At 39.6% G+C, this 23,886-nt stretch carries 21 protein-coding genes; 20 read left to right on the top strand and 1 reads right to left on the bottom strand.

Going from position 1 to position 23,886, the window contains the following annotated elements; translation table 11 throughout:
- The 8 genes from QM374_RS07335 to QM374_RS07370 form a co-directional block, all read left to right on the top strand.
- Positions 1 to 227, top strand: a 227-nt coding sequence (locus QM374_RS07335; protein WP_414311324.1) for a transposase, incomplete at its 5' end; no start/stop codon positions are given.
- A 362-nt stretch (positions 228 to 589) separates the two neighbouring features.
- Positions 590 to 1,990 carry a bifunctional Cof-type HAD-IIB family hydrolase/peptidylprolyl isomerase gene (locus QM374_RS07340; RefSeq protein ID WP_414311325.1) on the top strand — a complete coding sequence of 467 codons (1,401 nt, stop codon included), beginning with the start codon at positions 590 to 592 and terminating at the stop codon, positions 1,988 to 1,990.
- A gap of 1 nt (position 1,991) precedes the next feature.
- Positions 1,992 to 2,354 carry a S1 RNA-binding domain-containing protein gene (locus QM374_RS07345; protein ID WP_000689622.1) on the top strand — a complete coding sequence of 121 codons (363 nt, stop codon included), beginning with the start codon at positions 1,992 to 1,994 and terminating at the stop codon, positions 2,352 to 2,354.
- 49 nt (positions 2,355 to 2,403) lie between these two features.
- On the top strand, positions 2,404 to 3,150 hold the full coding sequence (locus QM374_RS07350; protein WP_049528547.1) for a tRNA1(Val) (adenine(37)-N6)-methyltransferase: 747 nt from the start codon (positions 2,404 to 2,406) through the stop codon (positions 3,148 to 3,150).
- Entirely contained in the window at positions 3,140 to 3,424 is a 285-nt protein-coding gene (locus QM374_RS07355; RefSeq protein WP_414289725.1) for a GIY-YIG nuclease family protein, read from the top strand. The genes QM374_RS07350 and QM374_RS07355 overlap by 11 nt, the downstream gene beginning before the upstream one ends.
- A gap of 84 nt (positions 3,425 to 3,508) precedes the next feature.
- The gene (locus tag QM374_RS07360) at positions 3,509 to 4,444 is read left to right on the top strand and encodes a manganese-dependent inorganic pyrophosphatase (protein WP_000036039.1); all 936 of its coding nucleotides are present in this window, start codon (positions 3,509 to 3,511) and stop codon (positions 4,442 to 4,444) included.
- A 63-nt stretch (positions 4,445 to 4,507) separates the two neighbouring features.
- Positions 4,508 to 5,020: a YiiX/YebB-like N1pC/P60 family cysteine hydrolase gene (locus QM374_RS07365; RefSeq protein ID WP_414311326.1), complete on the top strand. Its 513-nt coding sequence runs from the start codon at positions 4,508 to 4,510 to the stop codon at positions 5,018 to 5,020.
- Complete coding sequence (locus tag QM374_RS07370) at positions 5,004 to 5,660, top strand: DUF1803 domain-containing protein (protein ID WP_414311327.1); 657 nt, start codon at positions 5,004 to 5,006, stop codon at positions 5,658 to 5,660. Before QM374_RS07365 ends, QM374_RS07370 begins: the two co-directional genes overlap by 17 nt.
- A gap of 27 nt (positions 5,661 to 5,687) precedes the next feature.
- On the opposite strand, the gene QM374_RS07375 is transcribed toward QM374_RS07370, so the two are convergent.
- Positions 5,688 to 7,133, bottom strand: a complete 1,446-nt coding sequence (locus QM374_RS07375) for a UDP-N-acetylmuramoyl-L-alanyl-D-glutamate--L-lysine ligase (RefSeq protein ID WP_414311328.1) — start codon at positions 7,131 to 7,133, stop codon at positions 5,688 to 5,690.
- A 103-nt stretch (positions 7,134 to 7,236) separates the two neighbouring features.
- Here QM374_RS07375 and QM374_RS07380 point away from each other — a divergent pair, with 103 nt between their 5' ends.
- From QM374_RS07380 to QM374_RS07435, 12 genes are all read left to right on the top strand, one after another.
- Positions 7,237 to 8,859: a putative polysaccharide biosynthesis protein gene (locus QM374_RS07380; protein ID WP_414311329.1), complete on the top strand. Its 1,623-nt coding sequence runs from the start codon at positions 7,237 to 7,239 to the stop codon at positions 8,857 to 8,859.
- A 191-nt stretch (positions 8,860 to 9,050) separates the two neighbouring features.
- Positions 9,051 to 11,009 carry a peptide ABC transporter substrate-binding protein gene (locus tag QM374_RS07385; protein WP_414311330.1) on the top strand — a complete coding sequence of 653 codons (1,959 nt, stop codon included), beginning with the start codon at positions 9,051 to 9,053 and terminating at the stop codon, positions 11,007 to 11,009.
- 145 nt (positions 11,010 to 11,154) lie between these two features.
- Positions 11,155 to 12,249: a cystathionine gamma-synthase gene (locus QM374_RS07390; RefSeq protein WP_049503375.1), complete on the top strand. Its 1,095-nt coding sequence runs from the start codon at positions 11,155 to 11,157 to the stop codon at positions 12,247 to 12,249.
- 4 nt (positions 12,250 to 12,253) lie between these two features.
- Positions 12,254 to 13,420: a MalY/PatB family protein gene (locus tag QM374_RS07395; protein ID WP_414311331.1), complete on the top strand. Its 1,167-nt coding sequence runs from the start codon at positions 12,254 to 12,256 to the stop codon at positions 13,418 to 13,420.
- Positions 13,421 to 13,512: 92 nt separating this feature from the next.
- The gene (locus tag QM374_RS07400) at positions 13,513 to 16,599 is read left to right on the top strand and encodes a DEAD/DEAH box helicase (protein WP_414311332.1); all 3,087 of its coding nucleotides are present in this window, start codon (positions 13,513 to 13,515) and stop codon (positions 16,597 to 16,599) included.
- 58 nt (positions 16,600 to 16,657) lie between these two features.
- Positions 16,658 to 17,254 (top strand): cystathionine gamma-synthase, encoded by a 597-nt coding sequence (locus QM374_RS07405; RefSeq protein ID WP_414311333.1) that lies wholly within the window; start codon positions 16,658 to 16,660, stop codon positions 17,252 to 17,254.
- A gap of 11 nt (positions 17,255 to 17,265) precedes the next feature.
- On the top strand, positions 17,266 to 18,600 hold the full coding sequence (murC, locus tag QM374_RS07410; protein ID WP_414311334.1) for a UDP-N-acetylmuramate--L-alanine ligase: 1,335 nt from the start codon (positions 17,266 to 17,268) through the stop codon (positions 18,598 to 18,600).
- Positions 18,601 to 18,608: 8 nt separating this feature from the next.
- A complete protein-coding gene (locus QM374_RS07415; RefSeq protein WP_414311335.1) occupies positions 18,609 to 19,124 on the top strand; it encodes a GNAT family N-acetyltransferase in 516 nt (171 codons plus the stop codon).
- Entirely contained in the window at positions 19,121 to 19,615 is a 495-nt protein-coding gene (locus QM374_RS07420) for a GNAT family N-acetyltransferase (RefSeq protein ID WP_414311336.1), read from the top strand. The genes QM374_RS07415 and QM374_RS07420 overlap by 4 nt, the downstream gene beginning before the upstream one ends.
- Positions 19,616 to 19,690: 75 nt before the next feature.
- Positions 19,691 to 21,508, top strand: coding sequence for an endolytic transglycosylase MltG (gene mltG / locus QM374_RS07425; protein WP_414311355.1), 1,818 nt, complete (start codon positions 19,691 to 19,693; stop codon positions 21,506 to 21,508).
- Positions 21,509 to 21,861: 353 nt separating this feature from the next.
- Positions 21,862 to 22,344, top strand: a complete 483-nt coding sequence (gene greA / locus QM374_RS07430; RefSeq protein WP_000818756.1) for a transcription elongation factor GreA — start codon at positions 21,862 to 21,864, stop codon at positions 22,342 to 22,344.
- Positions 22,345 to 22,426: 82 nt separating this feature from the next.
- Entirely contained in the window at positions 22,427 to 23,800 is a 1,374-nt protein-coding gene (locus QM374_RS07435) for an amino acid permease (protein ID WP_414311337.1), read from the top strand.
- Positions 23,801 to 23,886 lie beyond the last annotated feature (86 nt).

Genomic DNA, 23,886 nt, shown 5'->3' on the forward strand with positions numbered 1-23,886 from the left:
TTAAGAGTAACGACCATCTTTTCCAGAAGAAATTTCAGGAAACACCTTATTTTAAAGAAATGGCCAGACATCGCTATAAAATCGAAGCGAAGAATGCCGAACTAAAACAGAGACATGGCTTTGATGTTGCAAGGGCATCGGGTCTTTTCAACATGGAGTTACAGGCAGCCACAAGCATCTTTGTGGTCAATATGAAACGAATTATGACCCTAATAAACACAAAATAACCGAGGAATTCGCTCAAATTGATGAGTGGTTCCTCGGTTTTCATTTTATTAAAAGTAAGAGAGTTACTTTTTCAGTGGGCTCAAGACCCCGACGGGTCTTTTTTTCACGAGCATGGAAAAGGGAGAGCGAGTTGGGATCTGGGTGGACTTCTTTTTCACGAACTTGACAACGAGAGAGGGAGAAAGACCCTGTCGTATCTTTTATAAGTCCAACGTATCTCTTTTTCTGATTTCAATATTTTTTTCGTAGAAATTGTTTCGTACTTCTCCTAGGAATTGGGATTATAGTTAGCTTTTTTGACAATAGGGTATTTGACTAGTTTATGGTATAATGGAAAGAGTGAATTGAAGGAGGAAAGGTGATGGATGCGAAATTAAGATATAAGGCAAAAAAGATAAAGGTTATTTTTTTTGATATTGATGATACGTTGAGAAACTCAAAGACTGGTTTTATCCCCACCTCAATTTCAACTGTTTTTAAACAATTGCGTGAAAAAGGTATTTTGACTGGGATTGCGACTGGTCGTGGGATTTTCGGTGTCGTGCCAGAGATTCGCGAACTTAAACCTGACTTTTTTGTTACTCTGAATGGTGCCTATATTGAGGATAAAAAAGGCAATGTGATTGATAATAACAAAATTTCTAAAGATAAGGTTGAAAGCTATATTGCTTGGAGCAAGGAAGTTGGGATTGACTATGGTTTAGTTGGTAGTCATACTGCTAAACTCTCTACTAGAACTGAGTTGATTAGTGAGGCCATCGATCCAATTTATCCTGACTTGGATGTTGATCCTGATTTTTATGAAAAAGAAGACATCTATCAGATGTGGACTTTTGAGGATCAGGGAGATGACCTGACTTTGCCTGAAAGTTTAGCATCGACTTTGCGTATGGTACGCTGGCATGAACATTCGTCAGATGTAGTACCAATTTCAGGTTCAAAAGCAGCTGGTGTAGCAAAAGTTGTAGAACATTTAGGTCTTAAACCTGAGAACGTCATGGTCTTTGGAGACGGTCTTAACGATTTAGAGCTCTTTGATTATGCAGGTATTAGTGTTGCTATGGGGATTTCTCATGATAAAATCAAAGAAAAAGCAGATTATATTACAAAAACATTAGAAGAAGATGGCATTTTTGATGCCTTAGAAGGATTTGGTATGGTAGAAAAAGAATTACAGTTTCCACAAGTAGACATTGAAGCAGTAGAAGGTCCGATTGCGACTATTAAAACAAATCATGGAGATATGCGTATTAAGCTTTTCCCTGAACATGCACCAAAAACAGTAGCCAACTTTATCGCTCTGTCAAAAGCTGGTTACTATGACGGGATCATTTTCCACCGTATTATCAAAGACTTTATGATTCAAGGTGGAGACCCAACTGGTACTGGTATGGGTGGCGAATCAATCTATGGTGAGTCATTTGAGGACGAGTTTTCAGAAGAACTTTACAATATCCGCGGAGCCCTTTCTATGGCTAATGCTGGACCAAATACAAACGGTAGCCAGTTCTTTATCGTGCAAAATCAACACTTGCCATACTCTAAGAAAGAAATTGCTCGTGGTGGTTGGCCAGAACCAATTGCGGAAATTTATGCGGAACAAGGTGGAACTCCTCACCTTGATCGTCGTCACACAGTTTTTGGACAGCTTGCAGATGAAACTTCTTATGAAGTTCTGGATGCAATTGCAGGTGTAGAAACAGGTGCAATGGACAAGCCAGTTGAAGATGTCGTCATCGAAACGATTGAAATCGAGGACTAAGATGAAAATAGGTGATAAGCTAACAGGGCGAATTACAGGGATTCAGTCTTATGGAGCCTTTGTAGAGCTAGAGACTGGTATCACAGGTTTGATTCATATTTCTGAAATTCGTACAGGATTTATTGAGAATATCTATGATGTACTGAAAATCGGTGAAGAAGTTCAAGTCCAAGTTGTCGATTTGGACGAATATACAGGGAAAGCAAGCCTTTCTATTCGGACTTTGGAAGAAGAGAAACATCAGTTACCGAGACGGAGACGTTTTTCAAGTGACCGTGTCAAATACGGCTTTGCTCCTTTGGCTCGTATGATGCCTATCTGGACCAAGGAAGCTATTTCTAATCTAAATAAGAAAAAGTCTTAATTGATTTTTTCTCTCTTGAAATGTTAATATAGTTTGTTATAATAGAAGTATGGTAGAAGAATTATTAAAATCAGGAGAGAGAATCAATCAGCTCTTTTCTACAGATATCAAGATTATTCAAAATAGAGAGGTTTTCAGCTATTCGGTGGATAGTGTACTTTTGTCACGCTTTCCTCGTTTTCCTAAAAATGGCTTGATAGTGGATTTTTGTGCTGGGAATGGAGCTGTTGGACTTTTTGCCAGTAGCAGGACTAAGGCGAAAATTCTGTCTGTTGAAATCCAGGAACGCCTAGCAGATATGGCAGAACGGTCAGTCCGATTAAATGGCTTAGAAGAACAGATGCAAGTCATTTGTGATGATTTGAAGAATATGCCTACTTATATTCAGGGGAGCAAGGTTGATTTGATTTTGTGCAATCCTCCCTATTTTAAGGTGGACCCAAATTCTAATCTGAACGAGAGTGAGCATTACTTGTTGGCTCGGCACGAAATTACGACCAATCTCAAGGAAATCTGCCGTAGTGCCCAAAGTATTCTCAAATCCAATGGGCGTTTAGCCATGGTCCATCGTCCTGATCGATTGTTAGATATTTTAGACACGCTTCAACAACACAATTTAGCTCCAAAGCGTCTGCAATTTGTCTACCCTAAACGGGAGAAGGAAGCCAATATGCTTTTGATCGAGGCTATTAAGGACGGCTCCACTAGTGGTTTTAAGGTTCTGCCACCACTCATTGTTCATAATGATGATGGTTCCTATACTCCAGAAATTCAAGAAATCTATTATGGATCATAAAGCTTATATGTATGTAGTTGAGTGTCGGGATGGTTCCTACTATACTGGTTATACAACGGATGTCAAGAAACGTGTGGCTGTCCACAATAGTGGGAAAGGTGCCAAGTACACACGAGCTCGGTTGCCAGTAAAACTCATCTATGTTCAAGGTTTCGATAGTAAGGAAGAAGCCATGTCTGCTGAAGCCCTTCTCAAACGTAAGAAGAGAGTGCAAAAGGAAAGATTTTTATCTGAAAACCAAGAAAAAAATTTACTCAGTCATTTAGAAGAGTAGTGGGGAGTTCTTTGACTCCTCTTACTTTTGTCAAAAATTAAAAAAAATGCTACAATAAAGAGAATAAAGAAACGAGGTATTATCATGTCTAAGATTCTAGTATTTGGTCACCAAAATCCAGATTCAGATGCTATCGGTTCATCTGTAGCCTTTGCTTATCTTGCAAAAGAAGCTTATGGTTTGGATACAGAAGCGGTGGCTCTTGGAACTCCAAATGAAGAAACAGCTTTCGTATTGAACTATTTTGGTGTTGAAGCACCACGCGTTATCACTTCAGCTAAGGCAGAAGGTGCAGAACAAGTTATCTTGACTGACCACAATGAATTCCAACAATCAGTTTCAGATATCGCTGAAGTAGAAGTATACGGTGTGGTGGATCACCACCGTGTAGCTAACTTTGAAACTGCAAGTCCACTTTACATGCGCTTGGAGCCAGTTGGGTCAGCATCTTCTATCGTATACCGTATGTTCAAAGAACACGGTGTAGCTGTTCCAAAAGAAATTGCAGGTTTGATGCTTTCAGGTTTGATTTCAGATACCCTTCTTTTGAAATCTCCAACAACTCACCCATCTGATAAGGTGATTGCGCCTGAATTGGCTGAATTGGCTGGAGTTAACTTGGAAGAATACGGTCTTGCAATGCTCAAAGCAGGTACCAACTTGGCAAGCAAATCAGCAGAAGAATTGATCGACATTGATGCCAAGACTTTTGAACTCAACGGAAATAACGTCCGTGTTGCTCAAGTTAACACAGTTGATATCGCTGAAGTCTTGGAACGCCAAGCTGAAATCGAAGCAGCTATCCAAGCTGCAAATACAGCTAACGGTTACTCTGACTTCGTTTTGATGATTACAGACATCGTCAACTCAAACTCAGAAATTTTGGCTCTTGGTGCTAATATGGATAAGGTAGAAGCAGCTTTCAACTTCAAACTTGAAAACAACCACGCTTTCCTTCCAGGTGCTGTTTCACGTAAGAAACAAGTAGTACCACAATTGACAGAAAGCTTTAATGCTTAATGATTGATGGGGAAAACCATTATTAAAAAGGAGTTTCGACTCCTTTTTTGCTAGGAGGAGACCATGTTAGAATCTGGTGATTTGATTTTTGTGAAGGACCTTTCAGATATGGGGCAGGCCATCCAGGAATCTACTGGTAACTATAGCCATGTGGCCATCTTTTTGGACGGACAGGTCTATCATGCAACTACGGAAGGAGGTGTCATTGCCCAGTCCCCTGAAGATTTCTTTGAAGATGAGAAAGTCTATGACCTTTATCGCTATGCGGAGATTCATTGCCCAGAGGTTAAAAAGCAGGCAGAGAGCCTTTTGGGTTCACCCTACAATGATTCCTTTTACCCGGATGGAGATGGTTATTACTGTTCCCAGTTCATTGCTGAACTACTTCCTATTTTTGAGACCATTCCCATGAAATTTGGGAATGATACACAGGAAATTAGTGATTTCTGGAGTGAATATTATAGAGAACTAGGGCTTCCTGTACCTCTGAATCAGCCTGGCACTAACCCTAGTCAATTAGCAGCATCACCACTTTTAGTTTGTAAAGAAAGGAATCTTCATGATTCAGATTTTTAATCCATCTCGCTTGACGCGTCAACCATTCTTTAGAGATTTGGGAAACTATCTTGATCAGCATGATGATGTTATCCTCCGTGAAATCAAGGCTCAGTTTCCAGAGGTTCCAGTTGACAAGCATTTGGAGGAATATATTAAAGCGGGTTTGATTTTGAGAGAAAATAAACGCTATTATCTCAATCTCCCATTTCTAGAATCTACAGAATCTCTTGAACTAGACCAAGAAGTCTTTGTGAGAGATGATAGTCCCATCTATCTAGAAATCCTGGAGAAAAGATTTCAGACTGAATTACGTAACCAAACCAATGCAGCTATCCTAGAAGAGTATACGGATTTTGCTAGGGAAAAGATGACCTTGTCTAATTATTTTTATAAGGTTAAGCACCAGTATCCTTTGACAGAAAAACAGCAGGCTCTTTATGCTGTTTTGGGTGATGTCAACCCTGAGTATGCTCTCAAGTATATGACAACCTTTTTGCTTAAATTTCTCAAAAAAGACCAGCTCATGCAGAAGCGTCGAGATATCTTTGTTGATAGTTTAGTCTTATTAGGTTACATCCTTCAAAATGAAGATGGGAAATATGAGTTAGCTGTCGAATTTGATAAAGAAAGATTCATCTTTATAAAAAATAAAGGCTAGGGATTTTCCTAGCCTTCTTTAAATATACTATAGATAACGTTCTGCAACAGCAGCATCTCCAGGATAGTCTTCTTTCTGCCCTTGGATGATTTGGTAGCAGTCGGCTCCTTTACCAGCGATAATCACAGCGTCCAGTTCTTGACTTGTAACAGACATGGCGGCCTTGATGGCTTGCTCACGGTCGACAATCTTTTCAACAGGATGATGGATATAGCTACTGATTTCATCTGCAATGGCCATCGGATCTTCATAGTTTGGATCATCAGCTGTTAGAAAGACTTGAATTTCAGGATGTTGATCGAGGAGAAGTCCAAAGTCCTTACGACGGCTTTCTCCCTTGTTTCCAGTTGAACCAAGTACTAAAGCAATCTTTCCAGTTTGATGAGTTTCCACGACAGAGATTAGTTTTTTAAGACTGTCACCATTGTGGGCGTAGTCAATGAAAACTTTAGCACCATTTTTCTGAGTGAGAACCTCCATGCGTCCAGGAACGCGAGTAGTCGCAATCCCTTTTTTGATGTCTTCAAGACTAGCACCTAGACGAAGACAAGCAAGTCCAGCAGCGACAGCATTCTCTTGATTGAAGTGTCCAATTAGCTGGATATCATAATCTCCAGCTAATTTGCCAGTAGCTGAGAAGCTAAAGGCTTTAGAGTTCTCGATTCGGTTACTTGACTGGCTACCATAGAAGTCATGTTTTTGATTTTCTACTTGTTCTTTTAAGACAGAGAAGTGGTCCATATCGCTATTGATGACAACTGCGCGACTATTTTTCATCAAGAGACGCTTGTGATAGAAGTAGTCTTCAAAGGTTGGATGCTCAATAGGACCAATATGGTCAGGACTGATATTGAGGAAAACTCCTACATCGAAAGTGAGACCGTAGACTCGCTTAACCAAGTAGGCTTGACTAGATACTTCCATGATAAGATGGGTTCTTCCATTATCAACTGCCTGCGCCATCATCTCAAAGAGATCAATACTCTCAGGAGTTGTTAGAGCAGATTTAAAGAAAGTCTTACCGTCCAAAGTAGTGTTCATGGTTGACAACATAGCTGGACGATGTTCTTGATTTAAGATGTTGTAAGCAAAGTAAGCCGCTGTTGTTTTTCCTTTAGTGCCAGTGAAGGCAAGGATTTTAAGTTTTTCCTGAGGGTTGCCATAAAATTCCATGGCAATCAAACTCATAGCCTTTTTGATATTGTTAACAACAATAACAGGAATACCAACTTCATAGTCCTGCTCAGCTACGTACCAACCAAGCCCTTGTGCGATAGCTGAAAACAGATATTCTTTTTTAAAGGCAGCTCCTTTTGCAAAAAATAGAGTATTTTCTTTGGTTGTTCGGCTATCGTAACTGATGCTGTCAAAAACAACATCGCTGTAGTTGTAGTGGTAATGTCCTTGGTCGATGATCTCACGGAAGAGACCATCTTTCTTTAAAATATCTAATACGGTTTCAATCTTTATCATACTTTCTATTGTAAACCGAAAGTCTGAATTTTACAAGTAACAAGGAAAAGTTTATAATGGAAGATAAGGAACATTTCCGTTATTAAAATTGAATGAGGAAGTTATGTCTAACGAAAATAATCATCAGCAGGCCCAGATGTTACGAGGGACTGCCTGGCTAACGGCTAGTAACTTTATCAGTCGCCTGCTCGGGGCCATTTACATCATCCCTTGGTATATTTGGATGGGGACTTATGCCGCTAAGGCAAATGGACTTTTCACCATGGGCTATAATATCTACGCTTGGTTCTTGTTGATTTCGACAGCGGGTATCCCGGTGGCAGTCGCAAAGCAAGTTGCCAAGTATAACACCATGCAAGAAGAAGAGCATAGTTTTGCCCTGATTCGGAGTTTCCTGGGCTTTATGACTGGACTCGGTCTTGTCTTTGCTTTGGTTTTATATCTCTTTGCGCCTTGGTTGGCTGATCTATCTGGTGTCGGTAAGGACTTGATTCCAATTATGCAGAGTCTGGCTTGGGCGGTCTTGATTTTCCCGTCTATGAGTGTTATCCGTGGATTTTTCCAAGGAATGAATAATCTCAAGCCTTATGCCATGAGCCAAATCGCCGAGCAGGTTATCCGTGTTATTTGGATGCTCTTAGCAACCTTTATCATCATGAAACTTGGTTCGGGAGACTATCTAGCAGCAGTCACCCAGTCTACCTTTGCGGCCTTTGTGGGAATGGTAGCTAGCTTTGCTGTCTTACTTTATTTCCTTTCTAAAGAAGGGATGCTTCAAAAAGTTTTTGAAACGCGAGATAAGATTGATAGCAAACACCTGTTAATTGATACGATTAAGGAAGCTATTCCTTTTATCATAACAGGGTCAGCTATTCAGCTCTTCCAAATCTTGGACCAAATGACCTTTATCAATAGCATGAAGTGGTTTACCAACTACAGTAATGAAGACTTGGTTGTCATATTTTCTTACTTCTCTGCCAATCCTAATAAAATCACCATGATTTTGATTTCGGTAGGAGTTTCGATTGGTAGCGTTGGGCTACCTCTCTTGACAGAGAACTATGTAAAGGGAGATTTACCAGCAGCTTCTCGTCTCGTTCAAGATAGTATCACCATGCTTTTTCTATTCCTCTTACCTGCAACGGTTGGAGTAGTCATGGTAGGAGAACCTCTCTATACAGTCTTTTACGGTAAGCCAGATAGTTTGGCTATGGGCTTGTTTGTCTTTGCAGTCTTACAGTCAACAATTTTAGGTTTGTACATGGTCTTGTCACCTATGCTTCAAGCAATGTTCCGAAATCGCAAGGCAATCCTTTACTTTTTCTATGGTTCCATTGCCAAGCTCGTCTTACAAATACCATCAATAGCGATTTTCCATAGCTATGGTCCTCTCATTTCAACGACCATCGGTCTTATCGTTCCAATTGTTTTAATGTATCGCGAGATCTGTCAGATTACAGGAGTTCATCGAAAAATTATCCTTAAACGAACCATCCTAGTGACTATTTTAACTCTTGTCATGTTTATCCTGGTAGGCTTCTTACAATGGATTCTTGGATTTGTTTTCCATCCAACTGGACGTTTCTGGAGCTTCATCTATGTCGCCCTAATCGGAACAATCGGTGGTGGTCTCTACGGAGTCATGTGTCTCTATACTCGTCTCTTGGATAAGGTTATTGGACAGGCAAAAGCGGACCAGTTGCGAGAACGCTTGAAAATATCATAATAGTTTATAAATAAAATGAACAATTTGAACTTTCAACTCTAAAAAAGTTTAAATTGTTCATTTTTTATTTAAAAAAGAGAGAAAAAAATAAAAATTGTAGAAAAAAAGATTAATTTATGTCTATAATCGCTTGACTAAAAAAAACAATAGCTGTATAATGATACAAATATTTAAATTTGGAGGTTCTGGAAATGAAAAAGGCTAAGGCAAAATATCTGACGCTGGCAGGCCTTGCCCTAAGTGCCGGTCTACTATTGGCGGCTTGTAGCAACTCAGCTAGTTCAACTAAAACATACAACTATGTCTATTCTAGCGATCCGTCTAGTTTGAACTATCTTGCAGAAAACCGTGCAACAACTAATGACATCGTTACCAATTTGGTAGATGGGTTGATGGAAAATGACCAATACGGTAACTACGTTCCATCCTTAGCAGAGGATTGGAGTGTTTCTCAGGACGGTTTGACATACACTTATAAACTTCGTAAAGATGCTAAGTGGTATACCTCTGAAGGTGAAGAATATGCTCCAGTAACTGCCCAAGATTTTGTAACTGGTTTGAAATATGCTGCAGATAAAAAATCCGAGGCTTTGTATCTGGTTCAAGATTCTGTAGCAGGTTTGGATGACTATATCAACGGGAAAACAACTGACTTTTCAACTGTCGGTGTTAAGGCGATTGACGACCAAACAGTTCAGTACACTTTGACACGACCAGAATCTTATTGGAATTCTAAAACAACATCAACCATTCTCTTCCCTGTCAATGCAGACTTCCTGAAATCAAAAGGGGATGATTTTGGTAAGGTGGATCCTTCTAGTATTTTGTACAATGGACCTTTCTTGATGAAATCCTTTGTTTCAAAATCTGTCATCGAATTCAAGAAAAATCCCAACTACTGGGATGAAAAAAATGTCTTTGTGGATGATGTGAAATTGGCCTATTATGATGGTAGTGACCAAGATGCACTAGCTCGTAACTTTGTAGAAGGAGTCTACAGCTACGCACGTCTCTATCCAAATAGCTCAAGCTTTGAAGGAATTAAAGAGAAGAACAAAGATAACATCATTTATAGTATGCAAACCGCAACTTCTTATTACTTGAACTTCAACTTGGACAGAAAATCTTATAACTTCACATCTAAATCCTCAGATATCGAAAAGAAATCAACTCAAGAAGCAGTTCTGAATAAAAACTTCCGTCAAGCCTTCAACTATGCTTATAACCGTACAGCCTATGGAGCTCAATCTCAAGGGGAAGACGGAGCAACGAAGATTATTCGTAACCTAGTTGTACCTCCAACATTTGTAAGTATCAACGGAAAAGACTTTGGCGATGTTGTTTCAGAAAAGATGGTCAACTATGGCCAAGAATGGCAAGGAATCAACTTTGCAGATGCACAAGACCCATACTACAATCCTGACAAGGCTAAGGCTAAGTTTGCAGAAGCTAAGAAAGAATTGGAAGCTAAGGGTGTGCAGTTCCCAATCCACTTGGATGTATCAGTTGACCAATCAGCTAAAAAAGGTGTACTTGAAGCAAGTTCTTTGAAACAATCCATCGAATCTGTCTTAGGGGCTGAGAATGTGGTTATCGATATCCAACAATTATCAACAGATGACTACGATAATTCTAGCTACCTAGCTCAAACCGCAGCTCAAAAGGATTTTGATATTTATAATGGTGGTTGGAGTGCTGACTACTTGGATCCATCAAGTTATCTTGATATCCTAAATGTTAATAATGGGGGTATGTTGCAAAACATTGGTCTAGAACCAGGTGAGGTAAATGACAAGGCTAAGGCAGTTGGACTCGATACTTACACTCAAATGCTAGAAGAAGCGAACAAGGAGCAAGAACCAGCAAAACGTTATGAAAAATATGCTGAAGTTCAAGCTTGGCTCGTTGATAGCGCCCTTGCAATTCCAAACGTTTCTCTTGGTGGAACACCGACCTTGAGAAAGACAGTTCCATTCTCATCGCCATTCTCACAAGCAGGAAATAAGGGTGTCGAATCATACAAATATCTCAAGTTGCAAGATAAGACTGTAACGGCTGATGAGTATGAAAAAGCTAAAGAAAAATGGCTAAAAGAAAAAGAAGAATCTAACAAAAAAGCCCAAGAAGAATTAGCAAAACACGTTAAATAATCAGTCAGTGCAACAGGAAAAACGATAGTTTCTCAGGAAGCTATCGTTTTTGTATAGTTTGAAACTATAACTAGCTCTTGAAAACAAGAAAACGAAGGATCCCAAATAAGTGGTACAATAGTTACTATAGATTTGGAGGTATTGTATGAGTAAATCATTTCACATCAACACAATTTTAGCACAAGCAGGGATCAAGTCTGATGAGGCAACAGGTGCTTTGGTTACACCAATTCACTTTTCAACGACTTATCAGCACCCAGAATTTGGTCAATCAACTGGATTTGACTATACCCGCACTAAAAACCCAACTCGTAGCAAGGCAGAGGAAGTCTTAGCAGCTATTGAATCAGCCCACTATGCTCTAGCAACTAGTTCAGGTATGTCTGCGATTGTGTTGGCCTTTAGTGTCTTCCCAGTAGGAAGCAAGGTTTTGGCTGTCCGTGATCTTTACGGTGGTTCTTTCCGCTGGTTCAATCAAGTGGAACAAGAAGGACGTTTCCACTTTACTTATGCAAACACAGAAGAAGAGCTGATTGCCGAGCTAGAAAAGGATGTGGATGTACTTTATATCGAAACACCAACCAACCCTTTGATGTTGGAATTTGATATTGAAAAATTGTCAACATTAGCTCATGCTAAAGGTGCTAAAGTTGTCGTGGACAATACCTTCTACAGTCCAATCTATCAACGTCCAATTGAAGACGGGGCAGATATCGTCCTTCATTCAGCGACAAAATACCTTGCAGGACATAATGATGTTCTAGCTGGTGTAGTTGTGACAGATAGTGCTGATTTATACGAAAAACTCTTTTACAATCTCAACACGACAGGGGCTGTTTTGTCACCATTTGATAGTTATCAATTGATTCGTGGTCTTAAAACCTTGTCACTTCGTATGGAGCGCTCAACAGCTAATGCTCAAGAAATCGTAGCCTTTTTGGAACAATCACCTGCAGTCAAAGAAGTCTTGTATACAGGACGCGGGGGAATGATTTCCTTTAAAGTAGCAGATGAGAAGCGTATCCCTCATATCTTAAATACCTTGAAAGTGTTCTCTTTTGCTGAAAGCCTGGGTGGTGTAGAAAGTCTGATTACCTACCCAACTACTCAAACCCATGCAGACATTCCTGCAGAGGTTCGTCATTCTTATGGTCTAACAGACGATCTCTTGCGCTTGTCTATTGGTATTGAGGATGCAAGGGACTTGATTGAAGATTTAAGACAGGCATTGGAAGGATAAGACTATGGGAAAATATGATTTTACGACCTTGCCCAATCGTTTTGGACATCATACCTATAAATGGAGAGAAGCAGAGACTGACCGAGAAGTATTGCCAGCCTGGATTGCTGATATGGACTTTGAAGTGTTACCTGAGATTCGTCAGACTGTCCATGACTATGCTGAGCAATTAGTCTATGGCTATACCTATGCTAGTGATGGGTTGATTGAAGCTGTTCAAAATTGGGAGGAAAAACAGCACGGTTATCGCTTTGATAAGGATGCTCTAGTCTTTATCGAAGGAGTAGTACCTGCCATTTCAACAGCTATTCAAGCCTTCACCAAGGAAGGCCAAGCAGTCCTCATTAACGCGCCGGTTTATCCTCCTTTTGCTCGCAGCATTAAGCTCAATAATCGTAGACTAATCACCAACTCTCTAGTAGAAAAAGACGGACTTTTTGAGATTGATTTTGATCAATTGGAGAAAGACTTTGTTGAAGAGGATGTAAAACTTTACGTTCTTTGCAATCCTCATAATCCTGGTGGACGTGTTTGGGAAAAAGAGGTTTTGGAGAAGATTGGACAACTTTGTCAAAAACATGGGGTCTTGTTGGTGTCTGATGAGATCCACCAAGACTTAGCCTTGTTTGGAAACAAGCACCAGTCATTCAACACGGTAGATGAAGATTTTAAAGAATTTTCACTGATTTTAAGCAGTGCTACCAAGACCTTCAACATTGCTGGAACAAAGAATTCCTATGCTATCATCGAGAATCCTAAGTTGAGACTTGCTTTCCAAAAGCGCCAGCTGGCTAATAATCAACATGAAATCTCAGGGTTGGGATATTTGGCAACAGAAGCAGCCTATCGCTCTGGTGAAGATTGGTTAACAGAACTCAAAGAACTGATTGAGAAACACATCAATTATGTAGTTGATTTGTTTGGGAAAGAAACTAAAATTAAGGTTATGAAACCTCAAGGGACCTATCTCATTTGGCTTGATTTTTCAGCCTACGATATTAGTGATGAAGAATTAAGAAGCCTTTTAAGAGACGAAGCCAAGGTTATCCTGAACAGAGGCTTGGACTTTGGTGAAGAAGGAGCCCTTCACGCTCGCTTAAATGTAGCCATGCCGACATCTGTCTTGGAAGAAGTTTGCCAGCGAATCATTGCTACTTTCGCTAAATTTTAAGAAGCTAGCCTTTTAGGAGAAAAGTACTCCTAGAAGGCTATTTTCGTAAGAAGAAATGTGGTATAATTAAGAGATAAAGTAAAGGGGAAAATATGGCTAAATTGATTCCAGGGAAGCTTCGAATGGAGGGAGCTCAACTCTACGAAACTAGTCAGATTGAAATTATCAAAGAGAAAGACCATCGCCTCTATGCGCGTGTAGCAGATGAAGAAATTCGCTATAGCCTGGATGATGATTTGGTTTTTTGTACTTGTGATTTTTTCCAAAAAAGAGGGTTTTGTGTGCATTTGGCAGCACTAGAGCATTACCTGAAAAATGATCCGATTGGTCAGGAACTCTTGGGAAATCTGGAAAATGTGCACGAACAGAAAGAAGAAGTTGAAACTCAGGTTACTTTTGGAGGAAAGTTTTTAGAATCCATTCAAATTCCTAGCCTTTCTGAAATCTATCAGTTGTCTGCTCAGGGGCAGATTGAAGCAGGGACTAATCGCATTATTTGGACTTTGAGAGTCAGTCTTATCCAGACGCAGAAATTTTATGTAATCCGAGATATCCCCCTTTTTCTGAAGGTGTTAGAAACTAGTAAACCCTATATGATTGGAAAGTTATATGAAACTTCCTTGAATATTCGTCAGTTTGATGAAAGTAGCCAATTTGTTCTGAATTTCCTTCAGGGAATTGTAGAAGATGAGGTTGAAAATGCCCTCTTTTTCCAAAATCAAGGTCGTCATCTCTATTTCCCGCTGTCTTTTTTTGAGCAGGGTGTTAGTCTGCTGATGGGATTAGATGAATTCCAATTTGACCATCAGATTTCAAGCTACTCTCATCTTGTATTTCAAGATTTTGATGGTCAAGCAGGCTTATTTACCTTTCAAATTGAAGAAAAATCCAACTATTATGAGATGGAAATTTTTCAACAGGTAGGACTTAATTCGTTTTATAAGGGACAAGTCTTGTTTACTAAAGGTACATTTTATCTTCTGTCTAAAGAACAAGCTAGACTTATAGAAAAATTAAAAAAAGTCCCTATTGATAAAAGTGGTAGAAAGATTTTACAATTTGATACTAGTGATCGAGATCTTTTAGCTTCGACCTTGTCGCAGTTTAAAGACATAGGAGAGGTAAAAGCTCCTGATACGCTTCAAATTCAGACTTTCCGTCCTTCGTTCTACATGGAAGGAGAAGAGGACGGTTCTATCCGTTTGGATATGCAGTTTCAGTATGAAACTTGCTTAGTAACGAATCGCAATGAACTAGAGAGTCTTCCTTTTGCTAGTGATATTCAACTGGAGAAGCAAATCTTTCAGTTGGCTCTATCTGCTGGATTTGAAGCAGATTTTCGTTCATGGCGTCAAAGTTTGAAAGCTGATGCAGTTCATGCCTTCTTTCAGGAAGTTTTGCCATCCTTTGAAGCGCTTGGAGAATTAAGGATTTCTGAGAGCTTGCAAGACCTTTATCAGGTTCAGAAGCCTCAAGTTCACATCTCATCCAAGGGAAGCCTATTAGAAATTCAATTTGATTTTCAAAATATAGATCAAGAAGAAATCGATCGAGCGATGAAAGCTCTAGTTGAGAAGCAGGATTATTATATCAGCTCTTCGAATCAGGTTTACTATTTCGATGATCAGACCAAGCGTATCCGTCAGGATTTAGAAGAATTAGGGATAGAGGACCTACAAGATGGAGCTTTTCGAGCTCGTAAATCCCTAGCTTATACCCTATCTCATCTATTTAAGAATCAGGATCAAATTTCTTTCACCGAAGAATTTCGCAATCTGGCCCATGATTTGACGCATCCAGAAGATTTTCCGATGAAAGAGCTGAATATCCAAGCAGAACTTAGAGACTATCAGAAAAAGGGAATTCAGTGGCTTCAAATGCTTTACCATTATGGCTTTGGTGGGATTTTAGCAGATGATATGGGACTTGGGAAGACCTTGCAAACTATCGCCTTTTTAAGTAGTCAGGTTCAAGCAGATACTAGTGTCCTAATTCTTGCTCCGTCTGGCTTAATCTATAACTGGGCTGATGAATTTCAAAAGTTTGCTCCAGATTTGGATGTCGTGGTCGTGCATGGCTTAAAATCTCATCGAGAGTCAATTTTGGCAGAAAATCATCAGATTTATGTGACAAGCTATGCTACTTTCCGTCAAGATAGTGAAATTTATCGAGACCTATCTTTTGATTTTCTTTTTCTAGATGAAGCTCAAGTCATGAAAAATGCACAAACGAAGATTGCTCAAAGTTTGCGACGATTTGTGGTTCCATCTGTCTTTGCACTATCAGGAACACCGATTGAAAACCATCTGGGAGAACTATGGTCGATTTTTCAGATTGTCTTACCAGGTCTCTTACCTGCTAAGAAGGAGTTTATGAAACTATCAACTGAGAGAGTGGCTCAATTTATCAAACCCTTTGTCATGAGACGTAAGAAAGAAGAGGTTTTGACAGAGTTGCCTGACTTGATTGAAGTTGTCTATAAGAATGAACTGGAGGATCAACAAAAAGCTATTTATCTTGCTCAACTGCAACAGATGCAGGAACGTTTGGAACAGGTAAGCGATTCGGAATTTCAACGAAATCGCGTCGAAATTTTGACTGGACTCATGCGTCTGCGTCAGATTTGTGATACGCCTGCGCTCTTTATGGAGGACTACCAAGGAGAGAGCGGGAAACTGGATAGTTTACGAGATTTGCTGGTTCAGATTGCTGAAGGTGGGCATCGTGTACTTATTTTCTCACAATTTAGAGGTATGCTGGATCAGATTGAGCAAGAGCTGCCTGACTTAGGCTTGAATTCCTTTAAAATTACAGGTTCAACACCTTCACAAGAACGTCAGGAAATGACCAAGGCCTTTAACCAAGGAGAGCGCGATGTATTTTTAATTTCTCTAAAGGCTGGCGGGGTCGGTCTCAATCTCACTGGTGCCGATACAGTCATTTTAGTAGACTTATGGTGGAATCCTGCAGTTGAATCGCAGGCTATCGGTCGCGCACATCGTATGGGGCAAGAGCAAGCTGTTGAAGTTTATCGTCTTGTGACTCGAGGTACAATTGAAGAAAAGATTCAAGAATTACAAGAGAAAAAGAAAAATCTTGTTTCTGAAATCTTGGATGGAACAGAGTCTCGTGGCAGTCTGAGTCTAGCTGAAATACGAGAAATTTTAGGGATTTCATGAGCCTATACTTGAAAAATCAAGACATTACGCTATAATGGAGTATTGAAAGGAAATAAATATGACACAAAAACGATTTCCAATAGTGGCAGATGATGAAGTCATGTTGACAGAAATGCCAGTTATGAATCTCTACGATGAGTCTGATTTCATCAGTAATATAAAAGGTGATTACCAAGACAAAAACTACTTGGAATGGTCTCCAATCACTGAAGACAAAAAGCAAGAGGAAGTCAAACCTCTTGTAAAACCGGTTGAGAAAAAAGAAAAATCCTATGCTGAATTAGCGCGTGAAGAAGCGCGCGCGGATTTGAAAAAGAAGCGCTCGGCTCGATATTTGACTCAGGATGTAAGTCATACGAGACGTCAACCGAAGACAAGCCATGTGCGTCCAGCAAATCAACCGACAGCACCTTTTCAAAAGGAAAATCCAGGAGAATTTGCGAAATATAGTCAGAAGTTAGGTCAATCTCACTATGTTTTAGCAGAAACCGTTTCTCAAGTGGAACATCCAATTTCAGATGGTGAAACAAGTCATTCCAAGAAAAACAATTATGACTTTTTAAAGAAAAGCCAAATTTATAACAAAAAAAGTAAACAAAAAGAACAAGAACGTCAAGTGGCCCAAGAGCTCAACTTGACTAGAATGAGCGAATAGAGGGGAAGAAAATGGCAAAAACCTATCATTTTATCGGAATCAAAGGATCAGGTATGAGTGCCTTGGCTTTGATGTTGCATCAAATGGGGCATAAAGTTCAAGGTTCTGACGTTGAAAAGTACTACTTTACACAACGTGGACTAGAGCAAGCAGGGATTACAATTTTACCGTTTGATGAAAAAAATCTTCAAGGAGATTTAGAAATTATCGCGGGTAATGCCTTCCGTCCGGATAACAATGTTGAAATTGCTTATGCGGACCAAAATGGTATCAGCTATAAACGTTATCATGAGTTTCTTGGTAGCTTTATGCGTGACTTTATTAGCATGGGAGTTGCTGGTGCACACGGTAAGACGTCAACGACTGGGATGCTTTCTCACGTCTTGTCACATATTACTGACACTAGCTACTTGATCGGAGATGGTACAGGTCGTGGTTCTGAAAATGCCAAGTATTTTGTCTTTGAATCAGACGAGTATGAGCGCCATTTCATGCCATATCACCCAGAATACTCTATCATTACTAACATCGATTTTGACCACCCTGACTATTTCACAAGCTTGGAAGATGTCTTCAACGCCTTCAATGATTATGCCAAACAAATTACCAAAGGCTTGTTCGTTTACGGTGAAGATGCTGAGTTGCGTAAGATTACGGCTAATGCTCCGATTTACTACTATGGTTTTGAAGCAGAAGGTAATGACTTCGTAGCAAGTGACTTGCTTCGTTCTACAACAGGTTCAACCTTTACCGTTCACTTCCGTGGTCAAGAGTTGGGCCAATTCCATATTCCAACTTTCGGTCGCCACAACATCATGAATGCCACAGCAGTGATTGGTTTGCTTTATACTGCTGGCTTTGATTTGAATTTAGTGCGTGAACACTTGAAGACTTTTGGAGGAGTGAAACGTCGCTTTACAGAAAAGGTTGTTAATGATACGGTTATCATCGATGACTTTGCTCACCATCCAACTGAGATCATTGCGACGCTAGATGCTGCACGTCAAAAATACCCAAGCAAGGAAATCGTGGCTATTTTCCAACCACATACCTTTACTCGGACCATTGCCTTGTTGGATGATTTTGCCCAAGCCTTGAATCAGGCTGATGCAGTTTACCTCGCACAAATCTACGGTTCAGCTCGTGAGGTGGACCATGGTGATGTCAAGGTAGAAGACCTTGCCAATAAAATCAACAAGAAACATCAAGTTATCACTGTTGAAAATGTTTCTCCACTCCTTGATCATGACAATGCTGTCTATGTTTTCATGGGAGCTGGCGATATCCAAACTTATGAATACTCATTCGAACGTCTCTTATCTAATTTGACAAGTAATGTTCAGTAAGGAAGAACATGGAATTTCCAATTAAAATCAGGGAAGCACAGCAATCAGATATAAATCAGATTTGCTTGATACAAGAAAGTATTTCAAATTCCCTAGAAATATTGAATAGAGAAATAATAGAAGAACGTATCCGCAACCATGCGGGTACGTTTCTCTTAGCTAGCCTGGATGATCAAGGGATTGCTTATATCATTGCGGCGATACTTCCTATTCCCTCTTTAAGAAAATGGATGCTTGAGATCGGAGATGAGGAATTCATTAGTGAGAACTCAATCATCCTTGAAGATTTAGCTGTTCATCCAGATTACCAAGGGCAAGGCTTTGGAACCTTGTTGCTAGCAGCTTTGAAGGAAGTTACCCGTCAGCAAAATAGACCAGGTATTTATCTGCTTTGTGAGGATGAGTTGCTGGCCTACTTTGAAATGAATGGATTTGTGGAACAAGGGATCGTAGATGGAGAAAGGAGCAGTGAAGTTGCCTTTCTCATGCGTTGGCAGAATCCCTATTATCAGGAGGAAATATGATTATTAGACAAGCTAGATTGACAGATTTAGATCGTATCTTTGAAATTGAACTAGAAAATTTTTCAATTGAAGAAGCCATTCCTCGTCCTGTTTTTGAAGCTCATCTGAAGGAAATTAAGACCAGTTTTTTAGTGGCTGAAAAAGAGGGAGAAATACTAGGCTATATTGAGGGACCAGTAGTCCCTCATCGACATTTACAAGACCAGTCCTTTACAGAAGACATTAAAGATTATAGCCATCAAAAAGGTGGCTATATCTCTGTGACTTGTCTATCCATTGCTAAGAAAGCTCAGGTATTAGGTGTCGGACGAAAATTATTGACAGCTTTAAAAGATCTCGCTCTTGAGCATGAGCGTGAGGGAATCAATCTAACCTGCCATGACTATCTTATTGGATATTATGAAAAACATGGTTTTGTGAATGAAGGAAAATCCAAGTCGACTTTTGCTGGTGAAGAATGGTATGATATGGTCTGGGAAAACACGAATTAGGCATCAGAAAGGCATCTATGGTTGCTTTTCTTTAGTTTTTGAGATATAATATTATGGATTATCAACAAGGAGGTAATACCTTTGAGCGAAAATTCTCGAGAAGAAGAAAAGTTAAGTTTTAAAGAACAAATTTTACGAGACTTAGAAAGATTGAAAAGAGAAGAAGAGGTTAACGCTACCGAGAGTGGTAAGGATGAGCTTTTCTCTGATTTCAGTAATCTTTCAAAGACAGATGAATTAGTGAAAGAGCCGTCTGTAGAAGATTTGATGGAAGATTCAGTTTCACTAGTGGATGAACTATTTGCTAATGCTCCAACAGTTCCACCACGTCCATCTTTATCATCAGAAGAACCTGTTGAACCAGCTGTAGTTCCAGAAAAAGTTACACCTGCAGAACCAGCTGTGGCTCCAGAAAAAGTTACACCTGCAGAACCAGCTGTAGTTCCAGCAGAAGTTACACCTGCAGAATCTACAGTAGCTACAGAACCAGTAGTACCTACTGTAGATCCAGTTGAATCTCATGTACCTGCTCAGCCGGTTCAAGAAGAGAAAGAGTTCAATGCAAATTCGACAAGGATTCCAGTTTCTTATCGTACGAATCAGGCCAAACCAAGTCCTACTCGAAAGAATATTAAACCTCAACCGAAACCAACAGTTCTTGCCAAAGAAACTCCAAGTCAAGAACCAGTTGCTCCAGTTGAAACTAGAACGGAGCTTCCTAGAAGAAGTCGTAAAGAATCAGTGAAACCAATCAAGAAAAAGAAAAAATCACGCTTGAAAGGATTTTTCGTAACAGTATTTGTTTTATTGATTTTACTAGGTGTGGGTGGATTCTTTGGTTACCGTTATGTCGAATCTGCACTCCAACCGGTTGATGCTAATTCAAAACAGTATGTTACGGTTCAGATTCCAGAAGGGGCCAATCTTCAGCAAATTGGTGATACCTTAGAAAAATCTGAATTGGTAAAACACGGTTTTATCTTTAGCCTTTATGCTAAGTATAAAGACTACAATGATTTGAAATCTGGTTACTATAATTTGCAAAAGAGCATGAGTACAGATGATATCATCAAAGAATTGCAAAAGGGTGGAACGCCTCAACCTCAAGAAGTTGCACTTGCAAATCTTACAATCCCTGAAGGATATACCCTTGATCAAATCGCACAAACAGTTGGTCAGCTTCAAGGAGACTTTAAAGAACCTTTGACTGCTGATGCCTTCTTGGCAAAAGTGCAAGATGAAACCTTCATCTCTCAATTAGTTGCTAAGTACCCAACCCTTCTCGGAAGTCTACCAACTAAAGAAAGTGGTGTTCGTTATCGTTTAGAAGGGTACCTATTCCCAGCAACTTATGCTATCAAAGAAAGCACAACTATTGAAAGCTTGATTGATGAAATGGTGGCAACTATGGACAAAAACTTGTCAGCACATTACACTGCAATCAAAGAAAAGAACTTGACAGTGAATGAACTCCTTACCATCGCATCACTTGTGGAAAAAGAAGGATTGAAAACTGACGATCGCAAACTGATCGCTGGAGTCTTCTATAATCGTTTGAACCTTGGTATGCCACTTCAAAGTAACATTGCTATTCTCTATGCAGAAGGTAAGCTAGGACAAAATATTAGCTTGGCAGATGATGCAGCAATTGATACAACAATCAATTCACCGTATAATGATTATATGAACCTTGGCTTAATGCCTGGCCCAGTAGACAGTCCAAGTCTGGATGCAATTGAAGCAAGTATCAATCAAACTAAGAGCGACTATCTCTACTTTGTAGCCAACGTACAAGATGGTAAGGTTTACTTTGCAACGACACGAGAAGAACATGATCGAAACGTTGCAGAGCATGTCAACAGTAAACTGACACAATCAAGCAGTTCAAACTAACTCTTAGAACAAGATTTGCTATTAAATCCGTGAGTGTAGAAGAGAAACTCTCTTTTTACGGGAATAGCAAGTCACACCAGTCTTTCCGCTATGATTAGAAACGCCTGAAATTCACAAGTTTTAGGCGTTCGGAAATTACGAAAGTAAAAACTTACCTCTTATTTGAACCTGAGTCTAGAAGTGATAGAATCATTAGGTTTAGGCACAGATTTTAAAAGGTCGATACTGACTAAAATCATTCAAGGAAAGCTTTAAAAAGACTTTGTCTTCATTGTAAAATTATGTGGTTTACCACATAATTTTGCTTTACTACCTAAAGAAATTTAAATTTAATCAAAAGAAAGTTGAGAAAAATGGCAGAAAAAACATATCCAATGACCCTTGAAGAAAAGGAAAAACTCGAAAAAGAATTAGAAGAGTTGAAACTAGTTCGTCGTCCAGAAGTTGTAGAACGCATCAAGATTGCGCGTTCATACGGTGACTTGTCAGAAAATAGTGAGTATGAAGCAGCTAAGGACGAGCAAGCCTTCGTTGAAGGACAAATCTCTAGCTTGGAAACAAAAATCCGTTATGCTGAGATTGTCAATAGCGATGCGGTTGCTCAAGATGAAGTTGCTATCGGGAAAACAGTAACTATCCAAGAAATTGGTGAAGACGACGAAGAAGTATATATCATCGTGGGATCAGCGGGTGCAGATGCCTTTGCAGGTAAAGTATCAAATGAAAGCCCAATTGGGCAAGCCTTGATTGGTAAGAAAACAGGTGATACTGCTACGATTGAAACACCTGTAGGAAGCTATGATGTTAAAATCTTAAAAGTAGAAAAAACAGTTTAATAGGAATGAAAAGAAGGAGTAGATATAGGGAAAGCGCTTCCTATCACTCCTTTTCTTAATTCTAAAAACTAGAGGAGACTATATGAATTCAGAAAATAAGCACAAAAAGAAAAATAAAATGGAACGTGGGTTAACCAATCGCCATGTTCAGGTTATGGCGATTGCAGGAACAATTGGAACAGGACTGTTTCTAGGAGCTGGACGTTCTATTAGTTTGACAGGTCCGTCAATCGTCTTGGTCTATATGATTACGGGTGGTTTTATGTATCTTATGATGCGTGCTATCGGGGAAATGTTGTACCAAGATCCGGAGCAACATACCTTTATCAACTTTATTACCCGTTATCTAGGTCAGGGTTGGGGTTACTTCTCAGTCTGGTCTTACTGGCTCTCAGTAGTCTTTATCGGTATGGCTGAGATTACAGCTATTGCTCACTATGTTCAGTTTTGGTTTCCATCCTGGCCATCTTGGTTGATTCAGGTTGTATTTCTGACAATACTCGGCTTGGTGAACTTGATTGCCGTTAAAATCTTTGGTGAAGTAGAATTTTGGTTTGCTATGATCAAAATTGTGGCTATTCTTGCCATGATTGCGACAGGGGTCTTTCTTGTCTTGACTGGCTTTGAAACGCCTTATGGTTCAGCAAGTCTTGCTAATATCAGTGATCAATTCTCACTTTTCCCAAATGGTGCTATGAACTTTGTCATGGCCTTCCAGATGGTTTTCTTTGCTTACTTGATGATTGAATTTATTGGTGTTACCACATCTGAAACTAAGGATCCAAGAAAAGTCTTGCCTAAGGCTGTTAAGGAAATTCCCTTGCGAATTATCTTTTTCTACGGTGGAGCTCTCTTAGCCATCATGTCTATTATTCCTTGGCGTGAGCTTTCTGCAGCAGATTCACCATTTGTAACGGTATTTGAACTTGTTGGTCTTAAGTGGGCAGCGGCCTTGATTAACTTTGTAGTTTTGACTTCAGCTGCATCAGCCTTGAATTCAACCCTTTACTCAACAGGTCGTCATTTGTACCAAATTGCCCATGATTCACCAAATCATTTCTTGAAAGCTATTAAGGCAGACACACTCTCACGCCACAACGTTCCTCAGAATGCTATCATTGCTTCTGCCGTATTGATTGGTTTTGCAGCCTTCATCAATGTCCTTCCAGGAGTATCAGATGCCTTTGCTTTGATTACAGCTTCTTCATCAGGTGTTTACATCGCCATCTACATCTTGATCATGGTAGCCCATCTCAAATATCGTAAGTCTAAGGACTTTATGGCAGATGGTTATCTCATGCCTCAATATCGTTTGCTAAATCCTCTGACTATGCTCTTCTTTATCTTTGTATTTGGAACACTCTTCTTACAAGAATCAACTGTAATGGGAGCTAGAGGTTCAGCTATCTGGATTGTTGCATTTGGTATTTATAGCCAATGGAAATTTAGAAAATAAGGTATACTCTCATCAACTCAGGTTGGTGAGTTTTTTTAAATTTGACAGTTTTTCAAAATAGGAATATAATCAAGGCATAAGTGTCT

Source organism: Streptococcus infantis (assembly GCF_047465525.1).
Classification (GTDB): Bacteria; Bacillota; Bacilli; order Lactobacillales; family Streptococcaceae; genus Streptococcus; species Streptococcus infantis_R.

Excerpts from the sequence above, each read along its gene's own strand:
- QM374_RS07340 (WP_414311325.1), top strand. The coding sequence starts at position 590 with ATGGATGCGAAATTAAGATATAAGGCAAAAAAGATAAAGGTTATTTTT.
- QM374_RS07345 (WP_000689622.1), top strand. The coding sequence starts at position 1,992 with ATGAAAATAGGTGATAAGCTAACAGGGCGAATTACAGGGATTCAGTCT.
- QM374_RS07350 (WP_049528547.1), top strand. The coding sequence starts at position 2,404 with ATGGTAGAAGAATTATTAAAATCAGGAGAGAGAATCAATCAGCTCTTT.
- QM374_RS07355 (WP_414289725.1), top strand. The coding sequence starts at position 3,140 with ATGGATCATAAAGCTTATATGTATGTAGTTGAGTGTCGGGATGGTTCC.
- QM374_RS07360 (WP_000036039.1), top strand. The coding sequence starts at position 3,509 with ATGTCTAAGATTCTAGTATTTGGTCACCAAAATCCAGATTCAGATGCT.
- QM374_RS07365 (WP_414311326.1), top strand. The coding sequence starts at position 4,508 with ATGTTAGAATCTGGTGATTTGATTTTTGTGAAGGACCTTTCAGATATG.
- QM374_RS07370 (WP_414311327.1), top strand. The coding sequence starts at position 5,004 with ATGATTCAGATTTTTAATCCATCTCGCTTGACGCGTCAACCATTCTTT.
- QM374_RS07375 (WP_414311328.1), bottom strand. The coding sequence starts at position 7,133 with ATGATAAAGATTGAAACCGTATTAGATATTTTAAAGAAAGATGGTCTC.
- QM374_RS07380 (WP_414311329.1), top strand. The coding sequence starts at position 7,237 with ATGTCTAACGAAAATAATCATCAGCAGGCCCAGATGTTACGAGGGACT.
- QM374_RS07385 (WP_414311330.1), top strand. The coding sequence starts at position 9,051 with ATGAAAAAGGCTAAGGCAAAATATCTGACGCTGGCAGGCCTTGCCCTA.
- QM374_RS07390 (WP_049503375.1), top strand. The coding sequence starts at position 11,155 with ATGAGTAAATCATTTCACATCAACACAATTTTAGCACAAGCAGGGATC.
- QM374_RS07395 (WP_414311331.1), top strand. The coding sequence starts at position 12,254 with ATGGGAAAATATGATTTTACGACCTTGCCCAATCGTTTTGGACATCAT.
- QM374_RS07400 (WP_414311332.1), top strand. The coding sequence starts at position 13,513 with ATGGCTAAATTGATTCCAGGGAAGCTTCGAATGGAGGGAGCTCAACTC.
- QM374_RS07405 (WP_414311333.1), top strand. The coding sequence starts at position 16,658 with ATGACACAAAAACGATTTCCAATAGTGGCAGATGATGAAGTCATGTTG.
- murC (WP_414311334.1), top strand. The coding sequence starts at position 17,266 with ATGGCAAAAACCTATCATTTTATCGGAATCAAAGGATCAGGTATGAGT.
- QM374_RS07415 (WP_414311335.1), top strand. The coding sequence starts at position 18,609 with ATGGAATTTCCAATTAAAATCAGGGAAGCACAGCAATCAGATATAAAT.
- QM374_RS07420 (WP_414311336.1), top strand. The coding sequence starts at position 19,121 with ATGATTATTAGACAAGCTAGATTGACAGATTTAGATCGTATCTTTGAA.
- greA (WP_000818756.1), top strand. The coding sequence starts at position 21,862 with ATGGCAGAAAAAACATATCCAATGACCCTTGAAGAAAAGGAAAAACTC.
- QM374_RS07435 (WP_414311337.1), top strand. The coding sequence starts at position 22,427 with ATGAATTCAGAAAATAAGCACAAAAAGAAAAATAAAATGGAACGTGGG.